Source organism: Actinomadura scrupuli (assembly GCF_050971785.1).
Lineage (GTDB): Bacteria > Actinomycetota > Actinomycetes > Streptosporangiales > Streptosporangiaceae > Actinomadura_E > Actinomadura_E scrupuli.
In genome coordinates this window covers 1,043,220-1,069,245 of the sequence record NZ_JBPCCU010000001.1, presented here as the reverse complement: position 1 = coordinate 1,069,245, position 26,026 = coordinate 1,043,220, and the positions used below count along the sequence as shown (strand labels likewise).

The 26,026-nt window shown below is 71.6% G+C and carries 27 protein-coding genes; 11 read left to right on the top strand and 16 right to left on the bottom strand.

Annotated elements, in window-relative coordinates; genetic code table 11:
• Window positions 1-54 precede the first annotated feature (54 nt).
• A complete protein-coding gene (locus ACRYCC_RS04935) occupies window positions 55-837 on the bottom strand; it encodes a TetR/AcrR family transcriptional regulator (RefSeq protein ID WP_433809148.1) in 783 nt (260 codons plus the stop codon).
• A gap of 195 nt (window positions 838-1,032) precedes the next feature.
• On the opposite strand from ACRYCC_RS04935, the gene ACRYCC_RS04930 reads away from it, so the two are divergent.
• Window positions 1,033-2,289 carry a DUF6801 domain-containing protein gene (locus ACRYCC_RS04930; protein WP_433809146.1) on the top strand — a complete coding sequence of 419 codons (1,257 nt, stop codon included), beginning with the start codon at window positions 1,033-1,035 and terminating at the stop codon, window positions 2,287-2,289.
• Window positions 2,290-2,817: 528 nt separating this feature from the next.
• On the opposite strand, the gene ACRYCC_RS04925 is transcribed toward ACRYCC_RS04930, so the two are convergent.
• The 3 genes from ACRYCC_RS04925 to ACRYCC_RS04915 form a co-directional block, all read right to left on the bottom strand.
• Complete coding sequence (locus ACRYCC_RS04925; RefSeq protein ID WP_433809144.1) at window positions 2,818-3,717, bottom strand: hypothetical protein; 900 nt, start codon at window positions 3,715-3,717, stop codon at window positions 2,818-2,820.
• A gap of 208 nt (window positions 3,718-3,925) precedes the next feature.
• Entirely contained in the window at window positions 3,926-6,244 is a 2,319-nt protein-coding gene (locus ACRYCC_RS04920) for an ABC transporter permease (protein ID WP_433809142.1), read from the bottom strand.
• Entirely contained in the window at window positions 6,241-6,912 is a 672-nt protein-coding gene (locus ACRYCC_RS04915; RefSeq protein WP_433809140.1) for an ABC transporter ATP-binding protein, read from the bottom strand. The genes ACRYCC_RS04920 and ACRYCC_RS04915 overlap by 4 nt, the downstream gene beginning before the upstream one ends.
• A gap of 138 nt (window positions 6,913-7,050) precedes the next feature.
• Here ACRYCC_RS04915 and ACRYCC_RS04910 point away from each other — a divergent pair, with 138 nt between their 5' ends.
• Together ACRYCC_RS04910 and ACRYCC_RS04905 are read left to right on the top strand one after the other, a co-directional pair.
• Window positions 7,051-7,881 carry a sensor histidine kinase gene (locus ACRYCC_RS04910; RefSeq protein WP_433809138.1) on the top strand — a complete coding sequence of 277 codons (831 nt, stop codon included), beginning with the start codon at window positions 7,051-7,053 and terminating at the stop codon, window positions 7,879-7,881.
• On the top strand, window positions 7,878-8,528 hold the full coding sequence (locus tag ACRYCC_RS04905; RefSeq protein WP_433809136.1) for a response regulator: 651 nt from the start codon (window positions 7,878-7,880) through the stop codon (window positions 8,526-8,528). The genes ACRYCC_RS04910 and ACRYCC_RS04905 overlap by 4 nt, the downstream gene beginning before the upstream one ends.
• 15 nt (window positions 8,529-8,543) lie before the next feature.
• On the opposite strand, the gene ACRYCC_RS04900 is transcribed toward ACRYCC_RS04905, so the two are convergent.
• A complete protein-coding gene (locus ACRYCC_RS04900; RefSeq protein WP_433809134.1) occupies window positions 8,544-9,086 on the bottom strand; it encodes an SRPBCC family protein in 543 nt (180 codons plus the stop codon).
• On the bottom strand, window positions 9,086-9,400 hold the full coding sequence (locus ACRYCC_RS04895; protein ID WP_433809132.1) for an ArsR/SmtB family transcription factor: 315 nt from the start codon (window positions 9,398-9,400) through the stop codon (window positions 9,086-9,088). The genes ACRYCC_RS04900 and ACRYCC_RS04895 overlap by 1 nt, the downstream gene beginning before the upstream one ends.
• Window positions 9,401-9,552: 152 nt before the next feature.
• Here ACRYCC_RS04895 and ACRYCC_RS04890 point away from each other — a divergent pair, with 152 nt between their 5' ends.
• Window positions 9,553-10,359, top strand: a complete 807-nt coding sequence (locus ACRYCC_RS04890) for a hypothetical protein (RefSeq protein ID WP_433809130.1) — start codon at window positions 9,553-9,555, stop codon at window positions 10,357-10,359.
• Between the two features lie 6 nt (window positions 10,360-10,365).
• On the opposite strand, the gene ACRYCC_RS04885 is transcribed toward ACRYCC_RS04890, so the two are convergent.
• The 8 genes from ACRYCC_RS04885 to ACRYCC_RS04850 are packed head-to-tail and all read right to left on the bottom strand — an operon-like array spanning window position 10,366 to window position 17,631.
• Entirely contained in the window at window positions 10,366-10,821 is a 456-nt protein-coding gene (locus tag ACRYCC_RS04885; RefSeq protein ID WP_433809128.1) for a MaoC family dehydratase, read from the bottom strand.
• Between the two features lie 27 nt (window positions 10,822-10,848).
• On the bottom strand, window positions 10,849-11,766 hold the full coding sequence (locus tag ACRYCC_RS04880; protein ID WP_433809126.1) for an SDR family NAD(P)-dependent oxidoreductase: 918 nt from the start codon (window positions 11,764-11,766) through the stop codon (window positions 10,849-10,851).
• Window positions 11,767-11,777: 11 nt separating this feature from the next.
• The gene (locus ACRYCC_RS04875) at window positions 11,778-13,160 is read right to left on the bottom strand and encodes a DUF6351 family protein (protein WP_433809124.1); all 1,383 of its coding nucleotides are present in this window, start codon (window positions 13,158-13,160) and stop codon (window positions 11,778-11,780) included.
• 35 nt (window positions 13,161-13,195) lie between these two features.
• Complete coding sequence (locus ACRYCC_RS04870; RefSeq protein WP_433809122.1) at window positions 13,196-14,143, bottom strand: branched-chain amino acid ABC transporter permease; 948 nt, start codon at window positions 14,141-14,143, stop codon at window positions 13,196-13,198.
• On the bottom strand, window positions 14,140-15,003 hold the full coding sequence (locus tag ACRYCC_RS04865) for a branched-chain amino acid ABC transporter permease (RefSeq protein WP_433809120.1): 864 nt from the start codon (window positions 15,001-15,003) through the stop codon (window positions 14,140-14,142). Before ACRYCC_RS04865 ends, ACRYCC_RS04870 begins: the two co-directional genes overlap by 4 nt.
• Entirely contained in the window at window positions 15,000-15,677 is a 678-nt protein-coding gene (locus ACRYCC_RS04860; protein WP_433809118.1) for an ABC transporter ATP-binding protein, read from the bottom strand. The genes ACRYCC_RS04865 and ACRYCC_RS04860 overlap by 4 nt, the downstream gene beginning before the upstream one ends.
• Window positions 15,674-16,453, bottom strand: a complete 780-nt coding sequence (locus ACRYCC_RS04855; RefSeq protein ID WP_433809116.1) for an ABC transporter ATP-binding protein — start codon at window positions 16,451-16,453, stop codon at window positions 15,674-15,676. Before ACRYCC_RS04855 ends, ACRYCC_RS04860 begins: the two co-directional genes overlap by 4 nt.
• Window positions 16,450-17,631 (bottom strand): ABC transporter substrate-binding protein, encoded by a 1,182-nt coding sequence (locus ACRYCC_RS04850; protein ID WP_433809114.1) that lies wholly within the window; start codon window positions 17,629-17,631, stop codon window positions 16,450-16,452. Before ACRYCC_RS04850 ends, ACRYCC_RS04855 begins: the two co-directional genes overlap by 4 nt.
• Window positions 17,632-17,815: 184 nt before the next feature.
• Here ACRYCC_RS04850 and ACRYCC_RS04845 point away from each other — a divergent pair, with 184 nt between their 5' ends.
• From ACRYCC_RS04845 to ACRYCC_RS04835, 3 genes are all read left to right on the top strand, one after another.
• Entirely contained in the window at window positions 17,816-18,670 is an 855-nt protein-coding gene (locus tag ACRYCC_RS04845) for a PaaX family transcriptional regulator (RefSeq protein ID WP_433809112.1), read from the top strand.
• Between the two features lie 208 nt (window positions 18,671-18,878).
• Window positions 18,879-19,487 (top strand): hypothetical protein, encoded by a 609-nt coding sequence (locus tag ACRYCC_RS04840; protein WP_433809110.1) that lies wholly within the window; start codon window positions 18,879-18,881, stop codon window positions 19,485-19,487.
• Window positions 19,488-19,606: 119 nt separating this feature from the next.
• Window positions 19,607-20,200 (top strand): Rv1733c family protein, encoded by a 594-nt coding sequence (locus ACRYCC_RS04835; protein ID WP_433809108.1) that lies wholly within the window; start codon window positions 19,607-19,609, stop codon window positions 20,198-20,200.
• Between the two features lie 77 nt (window positions 20,201-20,277).
• Here ACRYCC_RS04835 and ACRYCC_RS04830 read toward each other — a convergent pair whose 3' ends face one another.
• Both ACRYCC_RS04830 and ACRYCC_RS04825 read right to left on the bottom strand, forming a co-directional pair.
• Window positions 20,278-21,207, bottom strand: a complete 930-nt coding sequence (locus ACRYCC_RS04830) for a universal stress protein (protein ID WP_433809106.1) — start codon at window positions 21,205-21,207, stop codon at window positions 20,278-20,280.
• Between the two features lie 237 nt (window positions 21,208-21,444).
• On the bottom strand, window positions 21,445-22,062 hold the full coding sequence (locus ACRYCC_RS04825; RefSeq protein ID WP_433809104.1) for a TetR/AcrR family transcriptional regulator: 618 nt from the start codon (window positions 22,060-22,062) through the stop codon (window positions 21,445-21,447).
• 79 nt (window positions 22,063-22,141) lie between these two features.
• Here ACRYCC_RS04825 and ACRYCC_RS04820 point away from each other — a divergent pair, with 79 nt between their 5' ends.
• The 4 genes from ACRYCC_RS04820 (at window position 22,142) to ACRYCC_RS04805 (ending at window position 25,975) form a co-directional block, all read left to right on the top strand.
• Window positions 22,142-23,155 carry a saccharopine dehydrogenase NADP-binding domain-containing protein gene (locus tag ACRYCC_RS04820; protein ID WP_433809102.1) on the top strand — a complete coding sequence of 338 codons (1,014 nt, stop codon included), beginning with the start codon at window positions 22,142-22,144 and terminating at the stop codon, window positions 23,153-23,155.
• A gap of 52 nt (window positions 23,156-23,207) precedes the next feature.
• Window positions 23,208-24,095 (top strand): NAD(P)H-binding protein, encoded by an 888-nt coding sequence (locus ACRYCC_RS04815; RefSeq protein ID WP_433809100.1) that lies wholly within the window; start codon window positions 23,208-23,210, stop codon window positions 24,093-24,095.
• A gap of 58 nt (window positions 24,096-24,153) precedes the next feature.
• A complete protein-coding gene (locus ACRYCC_RS04810; protein WP_433809098.1) occupies window positions 24,154-25,242 on the top strand; it encodes a beta propeller repeat protein in 1,089 nt (362 codons plus the stop codon).
• A 136-nt stretch (window positions 25,243-25,378) separates the two neighbouring features.
• Window positions 25,379-25,975: a hypothetical protein gene (locus ACRYCC_RS04805; RefSeq protein WP_433809096.1), complete on the top strand. Its 597-nt coding sequence runs from the start codon at window positions 25,379-25,381 to the stop codon at window positions 25,973-25,975.
• Window positions 25,976-26,026: the final 51 nt, after the last annotated feature.

Below are 26,026 nucleotides of genomic sequence, written 5' to 3'. Positions count from 1 at the left end.
CGCCCTCTGGCCGGACGGCGACGGGCCCGATGCCGGTGTGGCCGTCAGGGGCCGTCAGGAGGCAGGGGGCTCGCCGGAACCGCCCTCCCCTGGGCCGGCGTCCGGCGGGACGGCGTCCGGCGGGACGGCGTCCGGCGGGACGGCGTCCCGCGGGACGGCGAGGATGCGCTCGATGATGGCGGTGGCGGTGTCGGTGAGCGCGGGCAGCGCGGCGGTGGTGCCGTCAGCGGCGTGGGCGAGGACGAGCTCGCCGATGGCGCCGACCGCGGCGAGGTAGCTCTCGTCGGGAACCGGAGGCAGTGCGGGGTGGCCGGTGTCCCGCCACAGCCGCAGGAGACCGGCGATCTGCCGGTAGGCGGCGTTGCGGCCGTTGAGCGCACGGCGGCCGACGGCGGGCAGCTCGATCATGATGCAGCGGACGAACTCGGGTTCCTGGGCGCAGAGGTCCAGGTAGGCACGGACGCTGGCGCGCAGGACCGCGGTCGGGGCGGGGTCGTGGGTGTGGTCGCGGGTCGTGCCGATCAGATGGTGGACGATCACGTCCCGGGCGGCGGTGACCGCGGCGAAGAAGCAGGTCTCCAGGTCGGCGAAGTGCGCGTAGAAGACGTTGCGCGAGACCCGGGCACCGCGGACGACGTCGGTGACGGTCGTATGCCCGTACCCCTTGTCCGCGACCACGGCGATCACGGCGCGCAGCAGCCGGGCGCGCTGGGCATCGCGGACGGCCTGGCCGGGCAGGCTGCTACGGCCCCGGGGCAGGCCGGGGCGGCCGGGCTCGTGGGTCCCGGCGAGCCGCAGGCCCGATGATGCGGCTGGTTCAGGGGGCAACTCGGTCATCCCGGGGTTCTGTGGGGATCCATGCCGAGCCCAGCTCGACCGCCGGTCACGTCCTCCCCAGGTCACCGCGGGTGATGTGAAAGCCGTTGCTAACCGGGACTTGCGAGCCCTGCAAGTCCGAACATATCCGGCACGTCCGTCCGAACGCAGGATGTCGCCCAGTAGTACTCATCCGTACTTTTTGAGGAGGACAGGATGCGTGGACGACAACGCCACCGCACCCCGGCACGACCCTGGACGGGAAGGCTCCGAAGGGCCCTTGCGATCTCCTGCGGCGCGGTCGCGATGCTCGCTCTCGCCGTGGTCCCGGCCGCGCACGCACTGCCGCCGGCCGGCGTCCCGGCGATCGGTGTGGACGCCGGCAGGTTCAAGCTGCCGATCGGCTGCACCGTCACCCTCGCCGGCGTGCCGGTGTTCTACCTGCCCACCGACGTGGACGTACAAGGTGTGGCCCCGGTCCAGCTCGGTCCGGGCCAGGAGTTCTGGCTGACCCAGGGATCGGGGAGCATCACCTTCCCGTCGTGGCTGACCTCGCTGGCGGGGATCATCGCGATCGACAAGGTCGATGCCAAGATCACGGATCTCAGCATCGGCGCGAGCACCTCCACCCCTGAGTCGATCAACATCGCCAAGGACGAGCCGTTCGAGATCAAGGACATCCCGCTCACACCCGGTCAGCCGCTGAAGGTCGGCCTGCCCCTCCAGGGCACCTTCGACGTCGGGCCGTTCAAGGCCGCCACCAGCGGGGCCACGACCCTGAAGTTCGACGGGGCGGTCGCCGAGGTGAACCTGAAGTCATCGGCGGGCTTCACGCTGCCGATCAAGGCCGACTGCAAGGCCACGAAGGGCAACGCCCTGCTGAAGATCGGCATCGGCGGCCCGGCCGGGCAGCCGCCCGCAAAGATCACCGGCGCGCCGCTGAACTTCGCCGAGCCCGCCTCCAACGAGCTCGCCGGCATCATCCACGCCCCCTACTCCTGCACGCTCGGCGGTGACCCACTGGACGTCGGCATCGCGGTGGGCGCCAACATCCCGCTCGTCGTCAAGAAGGGCGGCTCCTTCTCCTTCACCCAGGCCTCCGGGGCGCTGACCCTCCCCGCGGCCACCGTGAACAAGCTGCTCGACAAGGGCTACACCACGGCCGCCGGCAAGGTCACCACCCTCGACCTGAACGTCGAGGGCGGCACCCCGGCCGTGCAGAACGTCGCCGCCGACGCGATAGCCATCCCGCCGACGACCTTCGTCCGGGACCGGCCGACCGTGATCCCCCTGCCCGCCGGCGGCACCCTCACCGCAGGACCGTTCAAGCCCGTCTCCGGCGCCCAGAGCGTCGCGGTCTCCCTCGGCGGCGCGGCGGCCGAGTTCACCTTCAACGGCTCGGGCACCACCTCGAAGGCCACCTGCACAGCCCCCTCCCCCAAGGTCTACCTGGTGGAGAACCCCGTCACCTGACACTCCCGGCCCGGCTCCCCGCCACCCCGGCGGGGAGCCGTCACACCTCGGCCGGAGGCCCTGCCGTGGACCGCGCCCACTCGCCGGCGCAGGCGGCCGCGGTCTTGAGATGCCCTCGTACGCACCCACGGGTCGGGGGGATCCCCTCCGCATTGCATTTGCCCTGACCACCCCCACGCGGCCTTCGCCCTGACCGGCCTTTGCCCTGACCACCCCCACGCGGCCTACACGCACCCGCAGGCAGCCTGACGACGACCAAGGACCGGGGCCGCGTCTTGGTGGTCAGGGCAATGCAACGGGAAAACAGCACCGACCCGCCTGCTCTAGAAACGGACAGATATTCACATCGCGAGGCGTTGCGGAAATCCCCTGCCCCGATCCACGAAGCACCCACGCGGTGTACTCGCAATGGGCGTCCACGCTGGGTTGCCTCCAGGGGACCCCATCTGAAAGATCAGCTGAGGAACCGGCTGACGCCATTCAGGGAAACCGGAATCGAGCCGTCCTCGAATGGCCAGGGACGACCGCTCAGTCGAAGAGGTCCTCAACGGAACAGGCCGTGGCCGCGCGCTTGATCCAATGGTCGAGCCGGTCCAGGTCCGTGCAGGAGGTGATCTGTGCGCGCGCTTGCTCGGACACCGGCAGACCACGGCCCGCCAAGAAGGAGAGCAACGCCCGAGCCTCGCCCTGGACTTCCCCTTCGGCCTTACCCTCAGCCTTGCCCTGGCCGAAGTACTCGCGGGCGAAGGCACTTTGGTACTCGTAGGTGTCCGTAGTCAAGATCTCCTCCAGACTGCGCTGGGCTGCGGCAGACAGCCGTGACAACACGTATTCATAGTACTTCGCACCGACGTCGGCCCGGTGCTTGAGGGTTTCCATTCCCGCGCAGAAAGCCTCCAAGACCGCGCGGCCGTCGGGTCCGTCCGCATGGCTGACGACGCTGAGCACCGCGAGTTCGGGCATTTCGCGTGCCTTGTCAGCATTTGTGACGGCGGGAGACTTCGCCAGGTTTATCACCAGTGGTTTCAGGTCCCAACCCGGGTGACCTGTCTCGATCAGTTCGGCGCATTTCGCGGCGGTCTCGGCATCGGGGCACAGCACCAGCAGCGTCACCGGGCATTCCTGACGGGCCCGCAGGGTGGCCAGATACACCGGCCAGGTATATCTCTTGCGATCAAGGTCCTGGACTCGGGCACGGAGCTGCACTTCCACGATGATGGCCAGCTGGGAGGCGCCTGGGTCGCCCAGGATGACGGTCGCGTCGCAGCGGTACTCCGTGGGATCGCAGTCGTTGAGCGTCTCCGACCCCAAGCGGACCTGGGTGTGGGCTGGCACTTTGAGGCCGAAGAGGGTCTCCAGCAGTTCGGGGGCGAGCTCAGGCCGATTGCGGAACAGCTCCAGCGGTAGCTCGTGATCGGTCGATGGCACGAGACCGGAGACTATAGGTAATCATTCGACTACGAAGAGTGAATGGCAAAGTAAATGTGGGATGCCGTTGGGCGCTCGGCGCGAAGCGTAGCTCCCGCCGGAGACGGCGCCTGCGGCAGGCGTGTCCTGGCTGGCCGAGGCGGTCACCCCTCAGGAACTGGCCACGGCCATCGCCTGCGTCGGCGGACGGCCGTGGCCTTCCCTGTGATCATTCGCTGCGCAGCGCCGTCGCGGTCTTCAGCCGGGACGCCCAGCCCGCCGGGACCAGGGCACCGAGAATGCCGATGGCGACCCCCGCCGAGGCGAGCACTACCAGGCTGAGCGGTCCGTACACCTGGATGTAGGCGTCCGGGAGGGTGACCCCGCCGGCCTCGCCGGTGACCGGCATGACCAGGTGATGGGCGACGACGCCGACGGGGATCCCGATCAGCCCACCGGCCAGGCCCAGGGCCAGCATGGAAGTGATCACCATGGCCATGATCTGGCGTGGGGTGGAACCGAGGGACTTGAGAATGCCGAAGTCGCGCGTGCGGTCCCGGGTGTTGAGGACCACGGTGTTGAAGACGCCGAGGGTGGACACGACCGTGAGGCCGAGCGTGAGCGTCGTGACGAGGCCGAGCAGGACGGCGTCCAAGTCGTCTCCCCGCACGCCGATCCCGAGCCGGTCGCCCAGCACCGAGTGGAGGGATTCGGCGTAGGCCTGCGCTCGCACGCCCTTCTTCAGGCCGATCTCGAAGTAGGTGGCCTGCAGGCCGGGCACGAGCGCGGACATCGTCTGCCAGTCGGTGATGATCTGGTCCTCGCCCACCGCCTCGCCGACGATCCGCAGGGCCGTCCGGCGGTCCTGGACCAGGACGTACACGGTGTCGCCCATCTTCAGGTCGGTGGCCTTCATGAACGCGCTGGACACGACGACCTCGGCCGGCCCGCGGAGCCATCGGCCCCGGGCGAGATCGTAGCCGTGCCGGGAGAAACCGTCCCGGTACGCCTTCAGGTCGACGGTCTCGTTCATCCCGACCACGTGCACGGCCCGGACCGCGCAGGGGGTCAGCAGCCGCGTCCCCGGCAGACCCCTCAGCCGGCTCTCGGCCTGTGCGCCGCTCACCGCGGGGGCGGGTTCCGGCTCGTCCTTCCTCATGGGCGGGGGACCTGCGTCCGGCAGGGCGGTGTCGACGGACACCGCGGCGACCTCCGTTCGGGCGGCTCCCACCGAGTAGGCGTCGATCGTCCAGAGCAGGCCGGTGGCGAAGGTCACCGCCGCGACCCCGAACGCGACGGCCGCAAGAGTGAGCGCGCTGCGGCCCGGCCGGGCGAAGGGCAGGCCGAGGCCGAGGCTGACCGGGCGCGGCAGCGAGGCTTTGGCCAGCACTCGCTGGACGCGCAGCGCCCTGCCCCGGCGCGGGACCGCGCCGGCGCTCACGGCTTGGGCCGCGGACAATCTGCCCGCGCGTACGGCGGGCACCAGGGCGGTGACCACGACCAGGGCGCAGATGCCGGCGATGGCCGCCACGTCGACCCAGGGGGCGACTCCGTTGGCGACCGGCAGGTCGAGCGCCTCACCCGTGCTCGCGGTGAGGAACTTGGCGAGCAGGTTGCCGATGACGACACCGCACGTGCAGCCGACGACACCGGGCACCGCGATCATCACGACGTAGACGCCGCTCACCTGGGCGGGGGTGAACCCGAGCGCCTTGAGCACACCGATGTGGCGGTAGCCGGAGACCACCGCGCCACTGACCACGTTACCGATGATCAGTACGGCGGCGATCAGGCCGAGCACCCCGAAGACCAGCAGGAAGGGGACGGCGACCTTGACGTTGTTCGCGGAGTCGAGCTTGGGGACCAGATAGGACTGGCTGCCGGTCACGGCGCCGGACGGCAGGCCGGTGGTGACGGCGGAGACTTTGGTCGAGGAGTCGGTGAAGCGGTAGAGCATCTGGAAGTCACGCGGGTGAAGTGCCTGCGCCTGGGCGGGGGTGACCCAGGCATCGGCGGACTGCGTGATCGACCTGACGACGCCGACGATGGTCAGCCTCGGGCGGCCGGGAGCCTCGACCTGCTTGCCGACGGGCGAGCAGCCTTCGCCCCCGCAGCGTACGTGCGGGTCCCTTCTGATCACGATCTCGCCGGGCCCGGCGAGCCAGCGCCCCTCCGTCAGGACGAGGTGGTCCACCGGGCCGTTCTGATCCGCCCTGCCCACCACCGTGATCGGGCCGGGTCGCAGGCCGATGAACCCGGTGGTCTCCACGACCACACTGGCGAAGGGGCCGGCGGCGGCCTTGACCCCCGGCAGGTGCGCGGTGGCACCCAGCCGGTCCGCCGAGACCTTGCCGCCGTCGTACGACACGTTCAGATGCGCCCCCTGCAACCGGGCGAAGGCCTTGTCGAACGGCGCGTCCACGGTGGCGAGCAGGCCCAGCGCCAGCACGATCGTCGCCGTCGAGACCAGCACCACCACCCCGATGATCAATGTCTGGAGCCGCCGTTTGCGCACGGCCGCGCGGGCCGCCCGCCAGGTCGCCCTCATCGGACGGCCTCGGTGACCCGGCCGTCGGCGAACTCGATGACCCGGTCGGCGCAGCGCGACGCGAGGCGCTGGTCGTGGGTGACCATCAGCAGCGTCTGGCCGATCTGGTTGAGGTCCTGGAGCAGATCCATCACCTGCTCGCCGGACTGGCTGTCGAGTGCCCCGGTGGGTTCGTCGGCGAGCAGCAGCGCCGGGCGGTTCATGAGCGCCCGTGCAACACCGACCCGCTGGCGCTCTCCCCCGCTGAGCACCGCCGGATAGGCGTTGCGGCGATCGGCGATGCCGAGCTCCTCGAAGAGCTCCATCGCCCTGGCGTGGGCCTGCTTGCGCGGCGTCCCGATCAGCTGTGCGGCCAGGACCGCGTTGTCCAGCGCCGGGAGGTCGTCGAGCAGGTTGAAGAACTGGAACACCATGCCGATCCGGCGGCGCCGGAACTTGGCGAGCGCGGTCTCGTTCAGCTTCGACAGGTCCTCGCCCTGGACCACGATCGAACCCGACGTCGGGCGGTCCAGCCCCGCCACCATGTTGAGGAGCGTCGACTTCCCGCTGCCGGACGGCCCCATGACCGCGACCGCCTCACCCGGCCGGATGTCCAGCGTGACGCCCGCCAGCGCGGTCGTCTCCCCGTACTCTTTGCGCACGTCCGTGAGCTGCACCAGATGTTCCATGCCGCGACGTTAGAGCCGCCACCGGCGGGCGGGCCATCGGGCTCCGGATGCAACTCCGCGCCGGTGTCATCCGGGCGATGTACGGTTTTCGCCCGCCCGGATGATGCACACCCGCCCGAAGGCCACCACGATGGGGGGATGCTGGTACGCCTGGCCTGCCTCGTGGCGATCGCGGTCTCCTCCTACGCCGCCGCGGGCACCACACTCCCGCTGCCGGGCTGGAGCGTCCCGTGGATCGCCGCCGCCGCGCTCACCCCCCTGTATCTCGCCGCCAGGATGCGCCGCATGAGGATCCGGGAGCTCGGCGAGCGGACGTGGCTGCTGGAGAAGGAGCGCGAGAGCGCCGCCCGGCTCGCGGTCGAGGGCGAACGAGCCAGGGTCGCGCGGGAACTCCACGACATCGTGAGCCACAGTGTGAGCGTGATGGTCGTCCAGGCCGGGGCGGCACGCCACGCTCTCGAAGAAGGCGAGACCACCGACGCGCTGGCCGCCGTGGAGAAGACCGGCAGGGACGCGATGACGGAGCTCAGGCACCTGCTGGGGGTGCTCGCTCCGGATCAGGAGGGCACGGACGCGCTGGCCCCCCAGCCCGGCCTGTCGCGCCTCGGCACGCTGGTCGACCGGGTCGCCTTCGCCGGCCTCCCCATCGAGGTCACGATCAACGGAAAGCCCAGGCCGCTGCCGACCGGGATCGACGTCACCGCCTACCGCGTCGTACAGGAGGCGCTCACCAACGCCCTCAAGCACGCGCCGGGCTCCCGCGCCGAGGTCATCATCGCCTACGGCACCCGCAATCTTCGCCTGGAGGTGCTCAACACCGGCTCGAACGCTCCCGCGAAGCAAGGCGAGGGGCGCGGCCTGATCGGCCTGCGCGAACGAGTGGCGCTGTACGGCGGGGACCTCGACGCCCGGCGCCGGTTCGGCGGCGGCTACCGCGTCCGGGCCCGGATTCCCCTGGACCGCCCATGACCCGAGTCGTGATCGTCGACGACCAGACCCTGATCCGCACCGGATTCCGGATGATCCTCACCAAGGGCGGCATCGAGGTCGCCGGTGAGGCCTCCGACGGCGCCGAGGCCGTGACCCTGGTCCGGCGGCTGCGGCCCGACGTCGTCCTGATGGACATCCGGATGCCCGAGATGGACGGGCTGGAGGCCGCCCGCAGAATCCTCGAGCACGACCCCGCCTGCAGGGTGCTCATGCTGACGACCTTCGATCTGGACAGGTACGTCTACGCCGCGCTCGCCGCCGGGGCCAGCGGTTTCCTGCTCAAGGACGTCACCCCCGAGCACCTCGTGGCCTCCGTCCGGCTCGTCAGCACCGGCGACGCCCTCCTCGCCCCGTCGATCACCCGCAGGCTCATCGAGCGCTTCGCCCGCGCCGACCGGGTCCCCGAGATCCACCGTGACCTGTCCGCGCTGACCCCGCGCGAGCTGGAGGTCCTGCGGCTCTTGGGCCGGGGCCTGTCCAACACCGAACTGGCCGCCGGCCTGCACCTCAGCGAGGCCACGGTGAAGACCCACCTGGCCCGGATCTTCGCGAAGCTGAACCTGCGCGACCGGGCCCAGGCGGTCGTCCTCGCCTACGAGACGGGTCTCATCACTCCCGGCGACTGACCTGCCGGTGCGGCGCTACCTCGACGGCCGGGCGTCGGCATCCGACGGCACTCCCGGGACAGGTGCGCCTGAGGGCATGCCCGCGGCGACGTAGGCGTCGAAGTGCGCCTGCCACGGCTCGGCGGTGGGGCTGTGCGGGCCGTCCGCCCGCTCACCTGCCAGGTGTTTGCCGAGCTCGGCGAGGCAGACGCTCCAGCCGGCGGCGTTGCGGGCCGCGGCGTCAGGTGCCTGGAGCACGTTGACGAGGGTGAGCCGGCAGCGCCGGGCATCGACCGGTTCGAGGTCCAGGTGCAGTTCCTCACCCGACCAGGTGAAGGCGAGGCGCCGGGGCGGCTCGTAGACCAGGACCGTGCCGGTCGTCGGGCCGACGTTCGGATCGCCGGAGAAGGCGATCGTCCCCCCGGCGCGCGGCTCGATCTCGACGGCCGAGGGGAACCAGTGCGCCAGCTCCTCGGGCCGGGCGACGGCGTCCCAGACGCGCTCGATCGGGTGGTCGTAGGTGCGCTGGAAGCGCACGGCCGGGCGGCCTTCGTGACGAACAAAGGTTCCGCGGTCCATCAGATCTCCTTCGTCGTGTCGAGGTGGTGCCCGAGGGCGTCGAGCCGGTCGTTCCACAGCCGCCGGTAGGGCGCGAGCCACGCGTCGAGCTCCGTCAGCGGCGTGGGGTCGAGCGCGTAGATGCGCCGTTGCGCGTCCCGGACGACGTGCACGAAGCCCGCGTCCCGCAGCACGCGCAGGTGCTTGGACGTGGTCGGCTGGGTCAGGCGGAGCTCATCGACCAGCTCGCCGACCGTACGGGGCCGCTCGCGCAGCAACTCGAGCAGCGCCCGGCGGTTCGGATCGATCAGAACGGACCAGATCGTGTCGGGCACCTCTACAACATGCCATACGAAGCATATACGCGGCAAGGCATGTAAAAGAGAGACCCACGCCGTGCCGCCGGTGCGGAAGCGTGCGTAGTAGATCGTGATACGGCTGGACGAAATGTCGCCCGGGTACCCTCGATGTCGCGCGACAATCAGGCATGGACAAGAACGATCTCGGCGAAGTCGCCGAGCAGTGGTTCAACCGGTACTTGGACGATCGCGGCTACACGTTCCAGGAGAAACCGGATCCGGGTGGCGCGAGGCGCGCGGGCCGTCTGGTGCAGGCGGGCGATCGACCGGTGCTGTGCGAGGTGACGGCGTTCACCGCCGACGGGCGGTTCGAGGACATCGCCGTCCCGGAGATCGGAGCCGAGGAGATCCTCGTGGGCGAGCCGGTGGCCCGCGATCTGACCGAGACCCTCCAGCCGATCCGCGAGCAGATCAGCGCCGCCGCGTCGGCCGGGCTGCGGCGGTGGAAGGACAAGGACGGGCCGCTCGTCCTCGTGCTCGCCGACCCGATGGACAAGCCGATCCCGCTGGAGCCGTCCCTGGTCGTCGCCGCCATGTACGGCGACCCCGAGGACGCCCGGCCCGCCGCCGGGGAGCCGGCGTGGGTCGCCGGCGAGAAGGGCCGGATGACGGCGAGGTATCCCTCCGTCAGCGCGGTCGCGGTGCTGCGTCTGCGCACGTACGCGCAGGACTGGGTGGACGCGTGGATCTCGGCCAACAGCCACGCCTACTCCTCCGCCGCGCAGATGCTCACCGCGATCCGCAGGTACGACCACGCGGCGCCGGACGGCGACTACGTCGTCCTCGACGTGTTCGAGACGCTCAGCCCCGAGGCCGTACCCCTGCCGCGCGACATCTTCAACGGCCCGCGCGACGCCAGGTACGGCCCCACCCCGGAGGGCGACGGCCTGATGCCCGTGCCCGTCGGCCCCGAGAATCTCAGCCGGGTGCCGTGACCGCGCTCAGCGGTAGAACCGGGAGACGCTCTGCAGCACGCAGGCGGGCTTGGGCCCGCCTTCGATCTCGATCGTGCCGTCCACGGTGATCTGCACGCCGTCACCGGCGACCTCCTCCACGCCGGCGAGCCGGGCGGCGAGCCGGATGCGGGACCCGACCGGGACGGGGGCCGGGAAGCGGACCTTGTTGAGGCCGTAGTTCACCTTGGTCGTCACGCCCTCGACGTCCAGGAGCTCGGTGAACATGGGGATGAACAGCGCCAGCGTCAGGTGGCCGTGCGCGATGGGGGTACCGAAGGGGCCGTTCTCCGCCCGGGCCGGGTCCACGTGGATCCACTGGTGGTCGTCGGTGGCGCCGGCGAAGGCGTCGATGCGGCTCTGGGAGATCTCCAGCCACTCGCCGGGGCCCAGTTCCCTGCCGCTCAGCCCGGCGAGGTCGTCGACGTGCGCGTTGATGGTCATCAGAACTCCTTCAGAGGGGTCGGCCCGTCAGGTCTCCGGGATCACGGGAGCGGGAATGCCCACGGTCTGGGGCTCACGGCCGAGCGTGGTGGGCCAGGCCGTGGCGATCGTCTCCGGGGTCCAGCCGCCGACGGCGTACGCCACCGAGACCTCCTGCGGGTGGGACCAGAGCGCCAGCTTGTCCCCGCCGATACCGATGCACTGGCCGGTGACGTCGCGCGCGGCGGCCGAGGCGAGGAACGGCACGAGCGGCGCGCAGTCCTCGGGGACGCCGAAGCCCTCGCCCATGCGCAGGAAGTCCGGCAGCGGCCGTCCCTCGCGCTGCGCCTGGATGTACGGGGCGAACGCGGGGATGGTCTCGGTCATCGCCGTGGCGGCCACGGGGATGATCGCGTTCACCGTGATCCGGGACCTGGCCAGCTCCATCGACCAGGTGCGGGCCAGGGCGGCGATGCCCGCCTTCGCGGCGGAGTAGTTGGTCTGGCCGAAGTTGCCGCGCTGCCCGGCGGGGGAACCGACCAGGATGAGCGACCCGCCGTCGCCCTGTTCGCGCATCCGTACGGCGGCGGCCCTGGCGCAGGTGAAGGTGCCGCGCAGATGCACGCCGATCACCGTGTCGAAGTCCTCGTCGGCCATCTTCCACAGCACTTTGTCGCGGAGCACCCCCGCGTTGGTGACCATCACGTCCAGCCTGCCGAAGGCCTGCACCGCGCGGCCGACGAGCCGGTCGGCCGCCGCGGCGTCGCCGACGGCCACGACCTCCGCGACGGCCTTGCCGCCCGCCTCGGCGATGGTCGTGACGGCCTGCTCCGCCACCTGCTCGTCGACGTCGTTGACCACGACGGAGGCCCCCGCGCGAGCCAGCGCGGTGGCGTAGGCGAGGCCGAGGCCCCGTCCGCTGCCCGTCACCACGGCCACCTGGCCGCTCAGATCGATGTCGTTCACGGGAGTTCCTTTCAGCTCTTCGGTACCGGGGACCACACGGCGAAGGGACGGAGGTACGGCGCCGGCCGGTAGGCGACGAAGCGCCCGGCGCCCAGCCCGGTCGCCGCCGCCCGGTCGTTCATCACCCGGGGAGTCGCGGCGTCGCCCCAGCGGCCGGTGGCGATCCGCTGCTCCAGGGACCCCAGGGCCGCCAGGGTCTCGGCGGGTGTGAACAGGCAGTGGCCCGCGGCGTGGACGTAGGTCTGCCGCAGCAGGCCCGCTGATCCGGACACCCGCGCGACGTCGCCGTACGCCCGTTCGTGCTGAACCGGCACGAGCCCGTCGCCCGTGGTGTGCACGGTGAGCAGCGGGATGCGCAGCCTGCCGCCGAAGGCGACGTTGCGCCGCATGTACTCCGCGGCGGGGCGGTCGGCGGAGATCCGCGGCGCGGAGTTCAGCGTCTTCAGGTCGGCCTGGAGATCGAGGCCCGCCGTCCGGTACAGGGCCTCGACCTCGTCGCGGTCCACCGACGCGGCGAGCTGCCGGCGGTAGTCGATGCCGGTGTTCCAGGACATGTTGCCGCCGGCGCGGGTCTCCGCCTCCTGCCGCCAGGGCAGCGCGGGCAGCATCGTGCCGCGCAGGTTCTGGTACTGGTCGAGCTGCTGGGCCGCCCAGTCCTCCGGCCCGGGTTCCGGGACGGACGGGTCCGACCAGCCGGGCATGTCGTGCAGGGCGGCGGCGAGCGCGATCCGGGCGCGTCCCGCCGGGCTCTGCTGTGCCCGGTCGATCGCGGCCTGCATGGTCTGCATGCCCGCGAACGCGGCCGACTGGCCGCCGATCCGTACCAACGGCACGTCGGCGCCGGGCGCCAGCAGCGTCTTGGCGGCGAACGTGGCGTCCAGGGTGGAGTTCCAGTTGGCGTTGCCGCCCGCCATCAGCCCGCAGAGCGGGAGTGCGCCGTCGAACCGCGCCGGATGACGCTCGGCCAGCGCACCGGTGACCAGGCCGCCGTAGGACTGGCCCCAGGCGATGGTCCGGCGGGCCCGGCCGAACCGCCGCTCGAAGGTGTCGAGGGTGGCGAGCTGGTCGGGGACCGCCTCCTGCGCCGCCCAGCCGTTGCGGGCGTAGGACGAGCCGATCAGCGCGTAGCCGCGGGCCAGCAGCCGGTCGTGCTCGACGGTCCCCGGTGCGTTGCGGGCGGGGTTCGGCAGGCCGAGCATGGTGTAGCCGTGACTGAACAGCAGCACGGTGCCGTTCCACGTGGCGGGCTTCTCGATGAGGTAGGTCGCGCCGTCGGGCAGCGTGCCTTCCAGGTGTACGGGCTCGCCGCCGGCGAGCGCGGGCCCGACCGGACCGAGGATCGGGCTGAGCGCGGCGGCGGCGAGCAGGGCGAGGACGCTGCGGCGAGAGGACATGGGGGTGGGTCCTTCCGGTTGAGGCGCGGCCGGGGTCAGGGGGAGGTTCGGGCCAGATCGGATTCCGCGGGGACGTCGGGGCGAGAGTCCTGCCGGGCGGTGCGGCGGCGCTCCCACCACGTGGTGACGCTGGGCACCAGGCCGCGCGGGAGGAAGAGCACGATCAGGATCAGCAGCGCCCCGTACACCGCGTACGACAGGACGGTGGGGGCGGCGGCGGGCATTCCCTCCTGGGTGCCGATGTCGTTCAGCACCTGGAGCAGGAGCGTGATGACGGTGGCGCCGACCAGCGCGCCCCAGATCGTGCCGGCACCGCCGACCACGGCCATCACCACGTACTCGAAGGACATCAACACGGGGAACGAGCCGGGTGAGACGTAGCCGATGTAGAAGGCGTAGATCCCGCCGGCCAGCCCGGCGAAGCCCGCGGACAGGCTGAAGACCGCCAGCTTGTAGGTCGCCACCGGCACGCCGGAGGAGGCGGCGGCGACCTCGCTGGTGGCCAGCGCGCGCAGCGCCCGGCCGGGACGTGACGCCACGACGTTCCTGGTGATCAGCACGACCAGGGCGAGCGCGGCCAGCGCGAGGAGTGCGTAGGCGCGGTCGCCGGAGAACTCGTATCCGCCGATCCGGAGCAGCGGCACGCCCTGCAGGCCGATGTCCCCGCCCGTCCACTCCTGCTGGCCGACGAGGTTCAGCAGGATCAGCTGCACGGCCAGGGTGGCGAAGGCGAGCTGATGCCCCCTCAGCCGCAGCAGCGGAATGCCGAGCAGGGCGGCCGCCAGCGCCGCGGCCGGCGGGGCCGCCAGCAGGGCCAGCCAGGTGGGCTGTCCATGGGTGGCGAGCAGGGCCGCCGTGTAGCCGCCGATCAGGTAGAACGACGCCTGGCCGAGCGAGACCTGGCCGGCGTAGCCCATGAGCATCGACAGCCCGGTGACGACCATCGCCGACAGCAGCAGCAGGACGAGCACGGACATCGTCATCGTGCGGCCTCCTCGTGAAGCGTGGTGCGCCGCGAGGCCTGCCAGATCATGATCGCGAGCATCAGGGTGAGCGCGACCACGGTCTGGTACGACGCCTCGTAGTAGCCGGCGACCATCGCCTCGGCGACGCCCAGGGTCAGTGCCCCGGCCAGCGCGAGGCCGGGGCGGTTGAGCCCGCCGAGGATCGCGGCGGCGAACCCGTTGGTGATCAGCAGGACGTCGCTGTTGTAGGAGATGGGCAGCAGCGGGGTGAGCAGCACGCCGGCCGTGCCGCCGAGCGCCCCGCCGAGCGCGAACGCGATCAGGCCCATCCGGGTGACGCCGATGCCGATGGCCCGCGCCGCGTACGGGTTGGACGCGCACGCGGTGAGCGCCTTGCCGGGATAGGTGCGGGTGAAGAAGAGGGTGAGCAGCGCGAACACGACCGCGGTGACGCCGATGACGAGGAACGACTGCGTCTGGACGTGGGCGCCGGCGAGCTCCACGGCACCGCGGAGGCCGGGGAAGGACCGCGGGTTGTCACCCCAGACCAGGATCTCGACGGCGTAGGCCAGGAATCCCACGCCCAGCGTGACGATCAGCGCGGACTGCGGGGTGGTCCCCGGCTTGCCGATGGCCAGCAGCCCGACCAGCAGGCCGACGCCCGCGGTGACCAGCACGGCGGTGAGCTCGGCGAGCCCGTGCGGGAGCCCGGCGCTCAGCAGGGACCCGGCGGTCAGGCCGGCGACGACGGCGAACATGCCCTGCGCGAAGTTCACCACGTGGGTGACCCGGTGGATCGTCACCAGGCCGCTGGCCAGCAGCGCGAAGCCGCAGCCGACCGCCAGCCCGGAGATGAGGTACTGCAGGAAGGCGCTCATCTCGGCGGGCCTCCCAGGTAGGCGTCGATGACCTCCGCGCTCTCCGACAGCTCGGCGGCGCTCCCCCGGGCCCGGATGCGGCCGGCCTCCATGACGTAACCGCGGGTGCACAGGTCGAGGGCGAGCCGGGCGTTCTGCTCGATCAGCAGCACCGCGAGCTCGCGTTCGGCGTTCAGCTCCCGGAGGTGCCGGGCGAGCTCGGCGGTCACCAGCGGCGCGAGACCCAGCGACAGCTCGTCGACGACGACCACGTCCGGATCGGCCATGAGCGCCCGGCCGAAGGCGACCATCTGCTGCTCACCACCGGACAGGGTGCCCGCGCGCTGGTCCCGCACGCGCACCAGCCCCGGCAGGACCTCGTACACCCAGGACGTGTCGCGGGCCCCGCGCTCGCGGCCACGGCGCCACGCGCCCAGCGCGAGATTGTCCTCCACGCTGAGTTCGGCGAACATCTGCCGCCCCTCCGGCACCAGCGCCGGGCGCCCGGACAGCCGGACCCGCCCGGACACCGGCCGGACGATGCCGAAGATCGCGTTGACCAGCGAGGTCTTGCCCGCGCCGTTCGGGCCGATCAGCGCGACCAGCTCGCCCGCCCCGACCTCGAGATCGACCCGGTCCACGGCCGTGGCGGTGCCGTAGCGCACGACGACGTCCTCGACCTCGATGACGTTCATGACTCCTGCTGCCCGAGGTAGGCGGCGATGACCGTGGTGTCCGCCCGGATCTCGGCCGGTGTGCCCTCGGCGATGTGCCGCCCGAGGTCGAGCACGCTGATCCGGTCGGCGAGCCGGGCCACGAACGCCACGTCGTGCTCCACGAGCATCGTCGTCAGGCCGTCCGCGCGCAGGCTCTCGACCAGCTCGGCCAGCGCCTCGCGTTCGGCGGCGCGCAGCCCCGAGGCCGGCTCGTCCAGCAGCAGGAGCCTGGGCCGCGCGCACAGCGCCCTGGCCACCTGCAGCGAGCGCTGCTGGCCGAGCGGGAGCACGTCGGCCGGGCGGTGGGCCCAGTCCCGCAGGCCGACCCGGTCGAGGGCGGCCAGGGCGTCGGCCTTGATCTCGGCCTCCTCGTGCCGGTGCCGGGGCAGCCGCAGCGCACCGGCCAGGAAACCGTGGCGGGTACGGGCGTGCGCGCCGACCATCACGTTCTCCAGGGTCGTCATGCCGAGGAACACGCGGGCGGACTGGAAGACGGTCGCGATGCCGTGCCGGGCCCGTGCGTGCGGGGTCAGCCGGTCGATGCGCCGGCCGTCGTAGGTCAGGCCGCCGTGGTCCGGGGACAGGTGACCGTTGATCAGGTTGAAGAGGGTGGACTTGCCCGCGCCGTTCGGGCCGATCACGGCGCGGGTCTCGCCCTCCGCCACCGTCAGGCTGACGTCGCGGACGGCGTAGACGCCGCCGAACGCCTTGCCGACGTCGTCGATCTCGAGCAGCGGGGCCGGCGGTGAGGTCATCCGGCGGCCTTGGCGGTCGCGGCGAGCCGGACTGCGGACCACTCGGTGGGCACCAGCTTGCCGGCCTTCACCTGGTTCATGGAGATGTCGGTCGGCTTCAGACCGGAGTGGTCGGTGGCGGAGTAGGTGTACCGGCCCGCCGGGGTCACCAGGGACAGCGACTCCAGGGCGTCACGGATCTTGCCGCGGTCCGTGCCGCCCGCCTTCTCGATCGCCGCGGCCAGCAGCTTGACGCCGGAGTACCCGTCCATCGCGAACTGCGGCGGCGCGTAGCCGTACTTCCGCGTGAACGGCTCGGACATCTCCTTGACCGACTGCTTGAGCCTGCCGTCCGGCAGCGTGTCGCCGACCACGCCGATGGCGCTCTGCACGTACACGCCCTCACTGGCGCCGCCGACGGGGTCCAGCCAGAGCTTGCTGGCCTGCGAGCCCGTCATGAACAACGGCAGCTTCAGGCCCGACGTGGGGAACTGCTTGGCCAGCGTCACGCCGGGGGCACCGCTGGCCCACGCGACGAGGGCCTGGGCGCCGGAGCCGCGCACGTGCGTGAAGATCGGGCTGAAGTCGCTCGCCGTTGTCTCGTAGGGCTCCTCCTTGACGATCGTGACGCCGTACTGGGAGGCGTACCGCTTCATCCCAGCGAAGCCCGCCTGGGCGTAGGAGCTCTTGGTGTCGTAGGCGACCGCGACCTTGCCGATCTTGTGTGCCTGGAAGTACTGGAGCATCGCCTCGGCGTACTTGGACGAGATCGCCGGGACCACGAAGGTGTACTTCTGTACCGGGCTGACCTGCTTGTCGGCCGGGGCCAGCGAGATGTAGGGGATCTTCGCCCGCTCGGCCAGCGGCTCGACCGCGAGACCGACGTTGGAGAAGGTCGAGCCGATGATCGCGGTGACGTTGCGGGACTTGAGCTTGTTGAAGTGCAGTACGCCCTGGTCGGGGGCGGTCTTGTCGTCGAGGGTGATCAGCTCGATCTTGCGGCCGTTGATGCCACCGGCCGAGTTGATCTGGTCCACCGCCAGGTCGACGGTCTTCTTGGCCTCGCCCCCGAGCGGGGCGTAGTTGCCGGTGAGCGACTCGATGAAACCGATCTTGATGGTGTCGCCACCGGAGCCACCCGAACCACAGGCGGTGAGGGCCAGAGCGGCCGCGGCGAGCAAGGGGATGAGCTTGCGCATGGAAGACCTCCTGGGGGTGGATCGGGTCTGCCGAGCCCCTCCCGGCTGCGAGCCGGGTGGAGAGGTATGCTGAACTTAGGCGCGTATTTCACGACAGTCAATAATCTGCCCAACAATAATCGAACCGCTCGCTGCCGGGCTCCGGACGGACCTGGCCGCGCAGGCGGGAGAGGAGCCGGACCAGGTGCATCCAGAGCCCCCCGAAGACGACTCGCCTCGGCTCCGGCCGCAGTCGCTCATGCTCACGTTCCTCGGCAACTACGTCCTCCAGCGGGACATCGCCGTCTTCTCCGGCAGCTTCATCGAGCTGTTCGGGCGGCTGGGGGTCGGCGAGCACGCGATCCGCTCGACGCTGACGCGCATGGTCGGCAAGGACCTGCTCTCCCGGCACCGGCAGGGCAGGCGGATGCACTTCGGGCTCACCGAGAGCTCCACCCGGATCCTGCTCGACGGCGAACGCCGGGTGTGGACGGCCAGCGCAGTGAACGACGACTGGGACGGGCGGTGGACGGTGCTCGCCTTCTCCATGCCCGAGTCCTGGCAGGACCGCAGGCACGGACTTCGCTCCCGGCTCACCTGGGCGGGGTTCGGGTCGCTGGGCAACGGGATGTGGATCGCCCCGTCCAGGGTCGACGTCGCCCCCCTCGTGGCGGGCCTCGGCCTGAACGGCCACGTCAAGGTGTTCAGCGGTGCCGCGGAGCAGCCGACGGACGTCCCGGAGATGATCCGCGACGCCTACGATCTCGACCGCCTCGCGGCCGGCTACCGCGCCTTCCTGGACCGCTGGGACCGTCCGGACCCGCTGCCGGGCGCCCCCGACGACCTGGCCCGGTTCCTCTGGATGACCACCGAGTGGCTCCAGCTCATCCGGATCGACCCCCGGCTGCCGGCCGAGCACCTCCCGCCGGAGTGGCCCGCGTACCGCGGCGAGCGGGTGCTGCGCGAGCTGCGCACCCGCTACGAGGAGCCCGCCCGCCTCCTCGTGGACGCGGTCCTGGAGTACATCCCGGTCGGCCGGCCACGGAACGTCATCGTGTGACCACCATGGGCGAGAGCCCTGATACGGACCGAATCCGGCTCCGTACCAGCGACTCACGCCGGTCGAGGCGATCGCCGGCACCGGCGGTGGCCGCGTGGCGGCCCGCGCCCGATCGCCCTGGGCGCCCTCGTTTCGCCTAAAGTGTCAGCCGGTCGCATGACAGACCCCGGCCGGGACATCCGGCCCGCGTTGCGGAGGGTGGAGTTCCGTGGCAGCCGTTCTCCTCAAGGTGGAATCCAGCCCCGGCGACAGGAACACACGCGTCCTCACCATGACCGACGAGGGGCTCGACGTCTCCGGCGTGAGCTTCGCCTGGCCGGAGATCGACCGGGTCAGATACGGCGCCGTGGACAGCTATGTCAACGGCGGCTACGTCGGCACCACCTACCGCATCGAGGTGGGGAACGCCGCGAGGAAGAAGACGCGCTTCAAGCTGACCTCGCGCACGACCGGTGTGCTGAAGAACAAGATCGACCACGAACGGCGGGAACGCAATCGAGCGGAGTGGATCAAAGCGGTCGAGATCCTCGAGGAGCGGGTGTGCGGCCGCCTGGCGGCCGAGGCGGTGATGACCGTGCGCGGGGGCGGCACGGCCGAGTGCGCGGGGGTGCGGCTCGACCCTCAGGGTGTCCGCAGGAGCGGCCCTTTCGGCAGGTCCGTCGCCTGGCAGGACATCGCCGGCACCGAGGTGAAGCATCCCTATGTCCGCATATTCGCCCGCAGGGGCGAGCAGCCGAAGAAGGCGATCAAGGTGCCCATCGGAACCTGGAACGCCGTGCTGCTCCCGCGAGTGATCGAGGCGCTCTCCCAGCGGTGAGCGGCCGGAGTGCGACAGCGCGGACCAACGGCCCACTCCCCCGGGACCTGTGGCCCCTGCCCCCGTCCCGGCGCCCGGCCGTACCGTCGAGAGAGGTACAAAGGCTGGGGAGGAACCCGATGGAGGCCGAGCCGCACCGGATCCTGTCGAGACTGGATCGTGCCCGGCGGCGGGCCGGGCTGGACCGCAACCCCATGAGGCGCCGCGAAGATCACATCCAGTCGGCCGTCGCCCTGCTGCTGGTGGCGCTCTACCTGGTGGCCGCCTCCCTGGCGGTGTTCCCGATCGGCTCCCACGTGTACGCGGCGGGAGTGCGTGCCGAGAAGACGCAGGCCACCGAACGCCACCGGGTCGTCGGGACGGTGACCGACCCCACCGCGACCAGGACGGCGCGGGTGACCTGGCGGGAGGCCGACGGCACCTGGCACACGGCCGACTACCAGGGCAGCAAGGTGCTCACCGACGGGAGGACCCGGGTCTGGGTCGACCGGTCCGGTCATCTCACCCCGCAGCCCCGCAGGCATTCTCAGACGGTCACCGACACCGGCATGGCCGCCGTCGGGGTGATGCTGATGCTGGCCATCTCGTTCAGCATCCCCTACTACGCGACCCGGCGGCGGATGGACCGCAACCGCTACCGCCGGTGGGACGCCGACTGGGAACGGGCGGGCGTCCGCTGGGGACTGCCCGGAAACCGGCCCGACCAGTGGTGACCGACCCCGACCCGTGGTGACCATAGTGGTGACCATGAAGGCATGAGACCGGTTCCGGCGACCGCTCCGTCCGCCACTCAGGCGGCTTCGGCCGCCGGGCACTGCTTGGGGCCGCGCTGGTACCGGGACCGGTTCGGCGCGTGGACCACGGCCACGGGACAGGGCGCCTCGTGCAGCACCGCCTGGGCGACCGGACCGAGCAGCATGCCGGGAGCCGAGCCGAGTCCCCGGTCTCCGACGACGAGCAACGTCGCGTCGCCGGCCGCCGCGAGGAGTGCGCGGCGCGGGGACTCGATCTGGAAATCGGTCTCCAGGGGTACCTCCGGCCAGTTCGCACGCCACGGCGCGATGGCCCTCTCGAACCGGGTCTGGGCCTCCTGGCGCACCGCCTCCGGATCGGTGAAGGCGGCCCGTTCGGGGCCCGGCAGGGCACCCGGATCCCACCAGCTGCAGAGCACGTGCACCGTCCCGTCGCGCAGGGCGGCCTCCTGGAAGGCGAATCCGAGTGCGGCCTCGCTGGTCGAAGAGCCGTCCACGCCGACGAGGATGCGTACGGGATGCGGGCGCCCGGCCGGCAGCGGCCGGACCACGATGACCGGGCAGACGGCGTAGGCGGGAACCTGCGCGGCGACCGAACCGACCGGAAGTTCCTCGAAGCCCCCGTTGCCCCGGGAGCCCAGGACGATCAGCTCCGCGCCGCAGCCCGCGTCGAGTATCGCGGCATGGGGCAGGCCCTTGACCAGCAACGGCCGGACGTCCAGCTCGTCGCCGAGCCTGCGCGCCGCGGTCACACCGCTGTTCAGGACGACCTGGCCCATCTCCTGGGTGATCTTCGCGATTCCGTCCGTCTGCTGCCGGAAGGGATAGGGCCAGTGCCAGGCGTGGCAGACCGTGAGCGGGAGCTGCCTGAGCCGGGCCTCCTCCACTCCCCACTCCAGGGCCTGCTCGCTCTGCGGGGAGCCGTCATAGCCGACGAGGATGTGCGGGTCGCATCCGGTCCCAGCCATCTCCTGTCTCCTTCGGATCGCGCGGAAGGCTCCGTCGCACCGCTCTCCTGCCGCGTCAGTCGCTACCCGCGGGCCTGCCGCCTCATCGGTTCGTGGTCTCTCCCCTGCTCGCCGGCACGCCCTTGCCTCCAGCGTGGGCGGATACGACTCCGCAGGTCAGGGCCCAAGGTCCCGACTTCGCCGTCCGATCGGTTCTGCCCGCCGTCAGCCGGCATCCCGGCCGCGGACGGCGCCCTCCTAGCGGCCGTGGTCGTCGTCCGGCGGGCCGGGTGTGAGCGCGCCGAGGAGGCGATGCGCCTCCTTCACCACCGCGGGCAGCCTTTCCGCCGGGTCGTCGGACCGGGCGAGGTGCATGCCCGCCTGGCACAGCGCCCCGAAGATCAGCTGGCAGCGGGCGTTGAGGTCGCCGCCGACGATCCGGCCGTCCGCGGCGGCGGCGCGCAGGGCGCCGGTCAGCACCCGTAGCGTGTGCTCGTAGTCGATCTCGCGGACCGTCTCCCAGCCGAGCACCGACGGCCCGTCCAGCAGCACGATCTGCCGGAACCGGGGGTCCAGGCAGTGCTCCAGGAAGGTCTGGCAGCCCCGGAGCAGCCCGGACCAGGAATCCGGCTCCCGCCCGGCGGCCTGTTCCAGCATCGCGGCGATCCGCTGCTGTTCACGGGTGAACACCACCCGGAACAACATGGCCTTGGTGCGGAAGTGGTGATAGGCCGCGCCCTTGGTCACTCCGGCCGCCGCGGCGACCGCCTCCATCGTGGTGGCGGCGTAACCGTCCCGGCCGAACAACTGCTCTGCCGCGGCGACGAGGCCGGCCGTCGTCGCCTCCGAGCGCTCGGCCTGAGTGCGTCGAGTCATGTCACCCCCTTGACGGGCCCTACGGAGGGAACGTACGTTCGAATCAAGTTACATACCCCCGGTATGGAAGTGAGTGGTCATGACCACGAGGGTCATTGCAATCTACGGCGCCAACGGGCACACCGGGCGTCTGGTGGCCGCCGAGCTCCTGGCCCGGGGCCAGGACGTCGTGCTGGCCGGGCGCGACGCCACGGCGCTCCGGGCGATGGCCGGCGAGACCGGCGCACGCGCCCATCCGGCCGCCCTGGACGACGCGGCGGCCCTGCGCGAGCTCGCCGAGAGCGCGACGGTGCTGATCCACTGCGCGGGGCCCTTCTCGGTCACCGGCGAGCCGGTCGCCTCGGCCGCCGCCGAGGCGGGCTGTCACTACGTCGACCACGCCGTCGAGCCGCACCATGTCAAGCACATGTTCGACGCGTTCCAGGCACCGGCCCAGCGCAACGGCGCCACCATGATCCCCGGGCTGAGCTTCTACGGCGGTTTCGGCGACCTGCTCGCCGCCGCCGTGACCGACGGCCTGACCGACATCGATCGGGTGACGATCGCGTACGCGGTGACCGGCTGGCGGATGACCACGGGGGCACTGAACACCGCCCGGCAGCTGTTCGCCGAGACCCAGCGGATCACCTTCTCCGACGGCGTGCTGCGGGTGGGCTATGTGGAGCCCCGCAACACCGTGTTCCCCTTCCCTCCGCCGCTCGGCCCTCGCACGATGATCGCCCCCGTGCCCTTCCCGGAGGTCGTCACCGTCCCCCGGCACGTGGCCACCCGCGAGGTCGAGGCGATGCTGACCGCCAGAACCTTCGAGGAGGACGAGGTGTTCACCAGCGAGGACGCCGGTGCGGAGGCGCGGGCGCGGAGCGAGTTCACTGTCGCCGTCCAGGCGATCGCGGGCCGGGCGGGCCGCGCGGGCCAGGTGTCCGGGCACGACCTCTGGCGGGCCGGCGCGCTGGCCTCGGTGGAGGCGGCCGTCCGGCTGGCCGCCGGCGAGGGGCCCGCCAAGAGCGGCGTCCTCAGCGCCGCCGAGGCCTTTCCCGCCGGCCCCTTCCTCTCCGCGCTCGAACGGCTCGGCGCGTTCACCCTCACCCTGTGAGACCCGAACCCTGTGAGACCCGAACCCTGTGAGACCCGACGGAGGAGACACCATGGAACCGGTACTGGTCACGGGAGCCGCGGGCGGCCGGCAGGGTTCGACCGGCCGGCATGTCGTACGGATGCTGCTGGAGCGCGGCCAGGCCGTGCGGGCGTTCGTGCGCACCGATGACGCGCGGGCCGCGGAGCTCCGGGCCGCGGGGGCGGAGGTCGTCGTCGGCGACCTGCGAGAGATCACTTCGGTGATCCCGGCCGTCCGGGGCGTGCGCCGGGCGTTCTTCACGTACCCGGTGACCGACGGCATGCTCGACGCCGCGGCCGTCTTCGCCGCCGCGGCCCGGCACGAGGGGCTGGAACGGGTGGTGGAGGTGTCGCAGCTGGCCGCCGACCCCTATGCCGGCACCCCGCACATGCGCCGGCACTGGGTGGCGGAGCAGCTGTTCGACCGGGCCGGCGTGGGCGCGGTCCACCTGCGGGCCGCGGTGTTCTTCGAGAACCTGGCCGTCCTGGTGCGGGCGGGCGGCGGGCACGAGCTCGCCCTTCCCCTGGGATCGCCGGAGACGGTGCTGCCGCTGATCGCGGGGACCGACGTGGCCCGGGTGGCGGCCGGTCTCCTCACCGGGCCGGGCGGCGCGGCCGACCCGATCTGCCTGCTGACCGGCGAGGTCATGACCATCGGCGAGGCCGCCGCGGCCTTCGGCGACGGGGTGTCCTACCTCGACCGCGACCCGCGCGAGTGGGAGCGCACGGCGACGGGGCTCTACCGGGACCCCACCGCGGTCGAGCACCTGTCCCACCTGTGGGAGCTCTTCCGCACCATCGGAAGCGGCCACCACCTCTACCAGGTGACCGAGGCGATCCAGCAGATCGGCGGGCGCCCCCCGCAGACCCTGCGCGAGTTCGCCCGTGCCCGGACCACCGGGAGCCCGTCCCCGGCATGACGGGCGAACTGTCGGATAGTGACAAGACTTCTAGATTGATGAACACCATTATTCTTCTATGAAACGCGCCCTGGCCATCTTGGCCCTGCTCTGTTGCATCGCACCTGTGGCCGCTCCGGCCGCATCCGCCCAGACCGCCGCCGGGGACTGGCGCCGCGTCGGGCTTCCGTTCCTCTGGCCGAACGCCGGACTCACCGACATCTCGGCGGCGGGTCCATCCGACGTCTGGATCACCGGTGTGCAGGGGGCGATCTGCATCCCGCAGATCGCCAGCTGGGGCTGCTCGTGGAGCAGCGACGGCAACCCGGTCGCCCGCCGCTGGAACGGCTCGGCGTGGAAGGAGTACCCCCTGCCGGGTTACAGCGGCAACGGCCAGCTCTCGATGGTCACCGCGGCCGCGCCCGACGACGTCTGGGTGGCCTCCGACTTCCCGTACCAGCCGCGTTACCTGGCCCACTTCGACGGCTCGGCGTTCACCAAGATCGAATCACCGGTGCCCGACGCCTATGTCAAGGTGTTCGCCGGCCAGAGCGGCACCTGGCTCACGACCTCGGTCCTCAACGGGGACACCGGCTTGTACCGCAGGGTCGGCGGCACCTGGCAGGCCACCCCGGCCGGTGACATCTCGTACCTGATGGACGTACGGGCGCGCACCGCCACCGACGCGTGGGCCGTGGGCGCGCTCCGGGGATCGGGCTTCGACCGTGCCGCCGTGGCCCACTGGGACGGCCAGGCCTGGCAGCCGGTGGCGTACCCCCGCAACGACCCGAGGCTCACCGGGGTGCTGCCCGTCACGGCCACCGACGTCTGGGCCACGGTGAGCGGCGCCGGCTACGTCGTCCGGTGGAACGGCTCCGCCTGGTCGCAGGTGGACCTGCCCGCCGGTGTCACGAACGTGGAGCTGGTCCTGGACGGCTCGGGCACCGTCTGGGCGGGCGGCCAGGAGACGGTCATCGTCGACGGCTACCCCCGGCGCAGACCGATCCTGATGTCCTACACCGGCGGCGCCTGGCAGCGCGTCACCCTGGCGACGCCGTGGGGCGCGTCCGAGATGGCCATCAGCGGGCTGACCTCGGTGCCCGGCACCGGCGCGATCTGGCTCGCCGCGAACTCCACGATCGGCCCCGTCGTGCTCACCAACGGCTGACCCGGGTGGAGGGGACGCGCCCAGCCGGGCGCGTCCCCTACCGTGGGAACGGTGACTGCGCGACCGGGCCGTACTCGCCGTGCCCCGGCCGCCGCGAGACGCTCGGCGGTACACCGCACCCGATGAAGGACCGCTCATGAAAGGCTTCGGCCGCCGCGAGTTCCAGCTGGTCCTGCTCCGGCGCATGGCCGACTACCAGCCCGATCTCGTCGCCTCCGCGCTCCGCTCGCTCGACGCCTCGCATACCGAGTCGCGTCAGGTCAACGCCAGATGGCAGCGCATCCTGCGGTCGGCGCGGTTCCCCCGCGACGAGCGCCGGCTCCGGTGGGTGCTCGGCCCGCCGGAGGGCGCCGCGGACCGGCGCTGGGGCGACGTGGTCTGCCGTGCCGCCTGGTGGTCCCTGCCGCTCTGGCCCGACCTGCGGTTCGAGGCGCTCCTGGGACCCGACGGGTCGATCCTGCACGAGTGGCTGGTCCGGCCGGAGGCGGCCCCGGCGCCGTGGCCGGGTCACGTCTCGGAGCTGACGCCGTGGGAGTACGTCGTCGGCGACGTGGCCGCGCGGTTCGCGCCGGCCGGGCACCGGGCCGACAACGTGCCGAGCCGATGGCAGGTCACCTTCTCCGCGCCCGGCGGCGACGGTGACGGCGGTGACGGCGCGCGCCCGTACGTCGCCCACTTCGTCTGGGGGCTGTTGCAGGCCGTGGAAGAGCCACCGGCGCGAGCGCCCCGATAGGCGCGGAGGCCGGAGAATCTGGCCGCTGCCTGCCACTGACCTTCTCGGCGG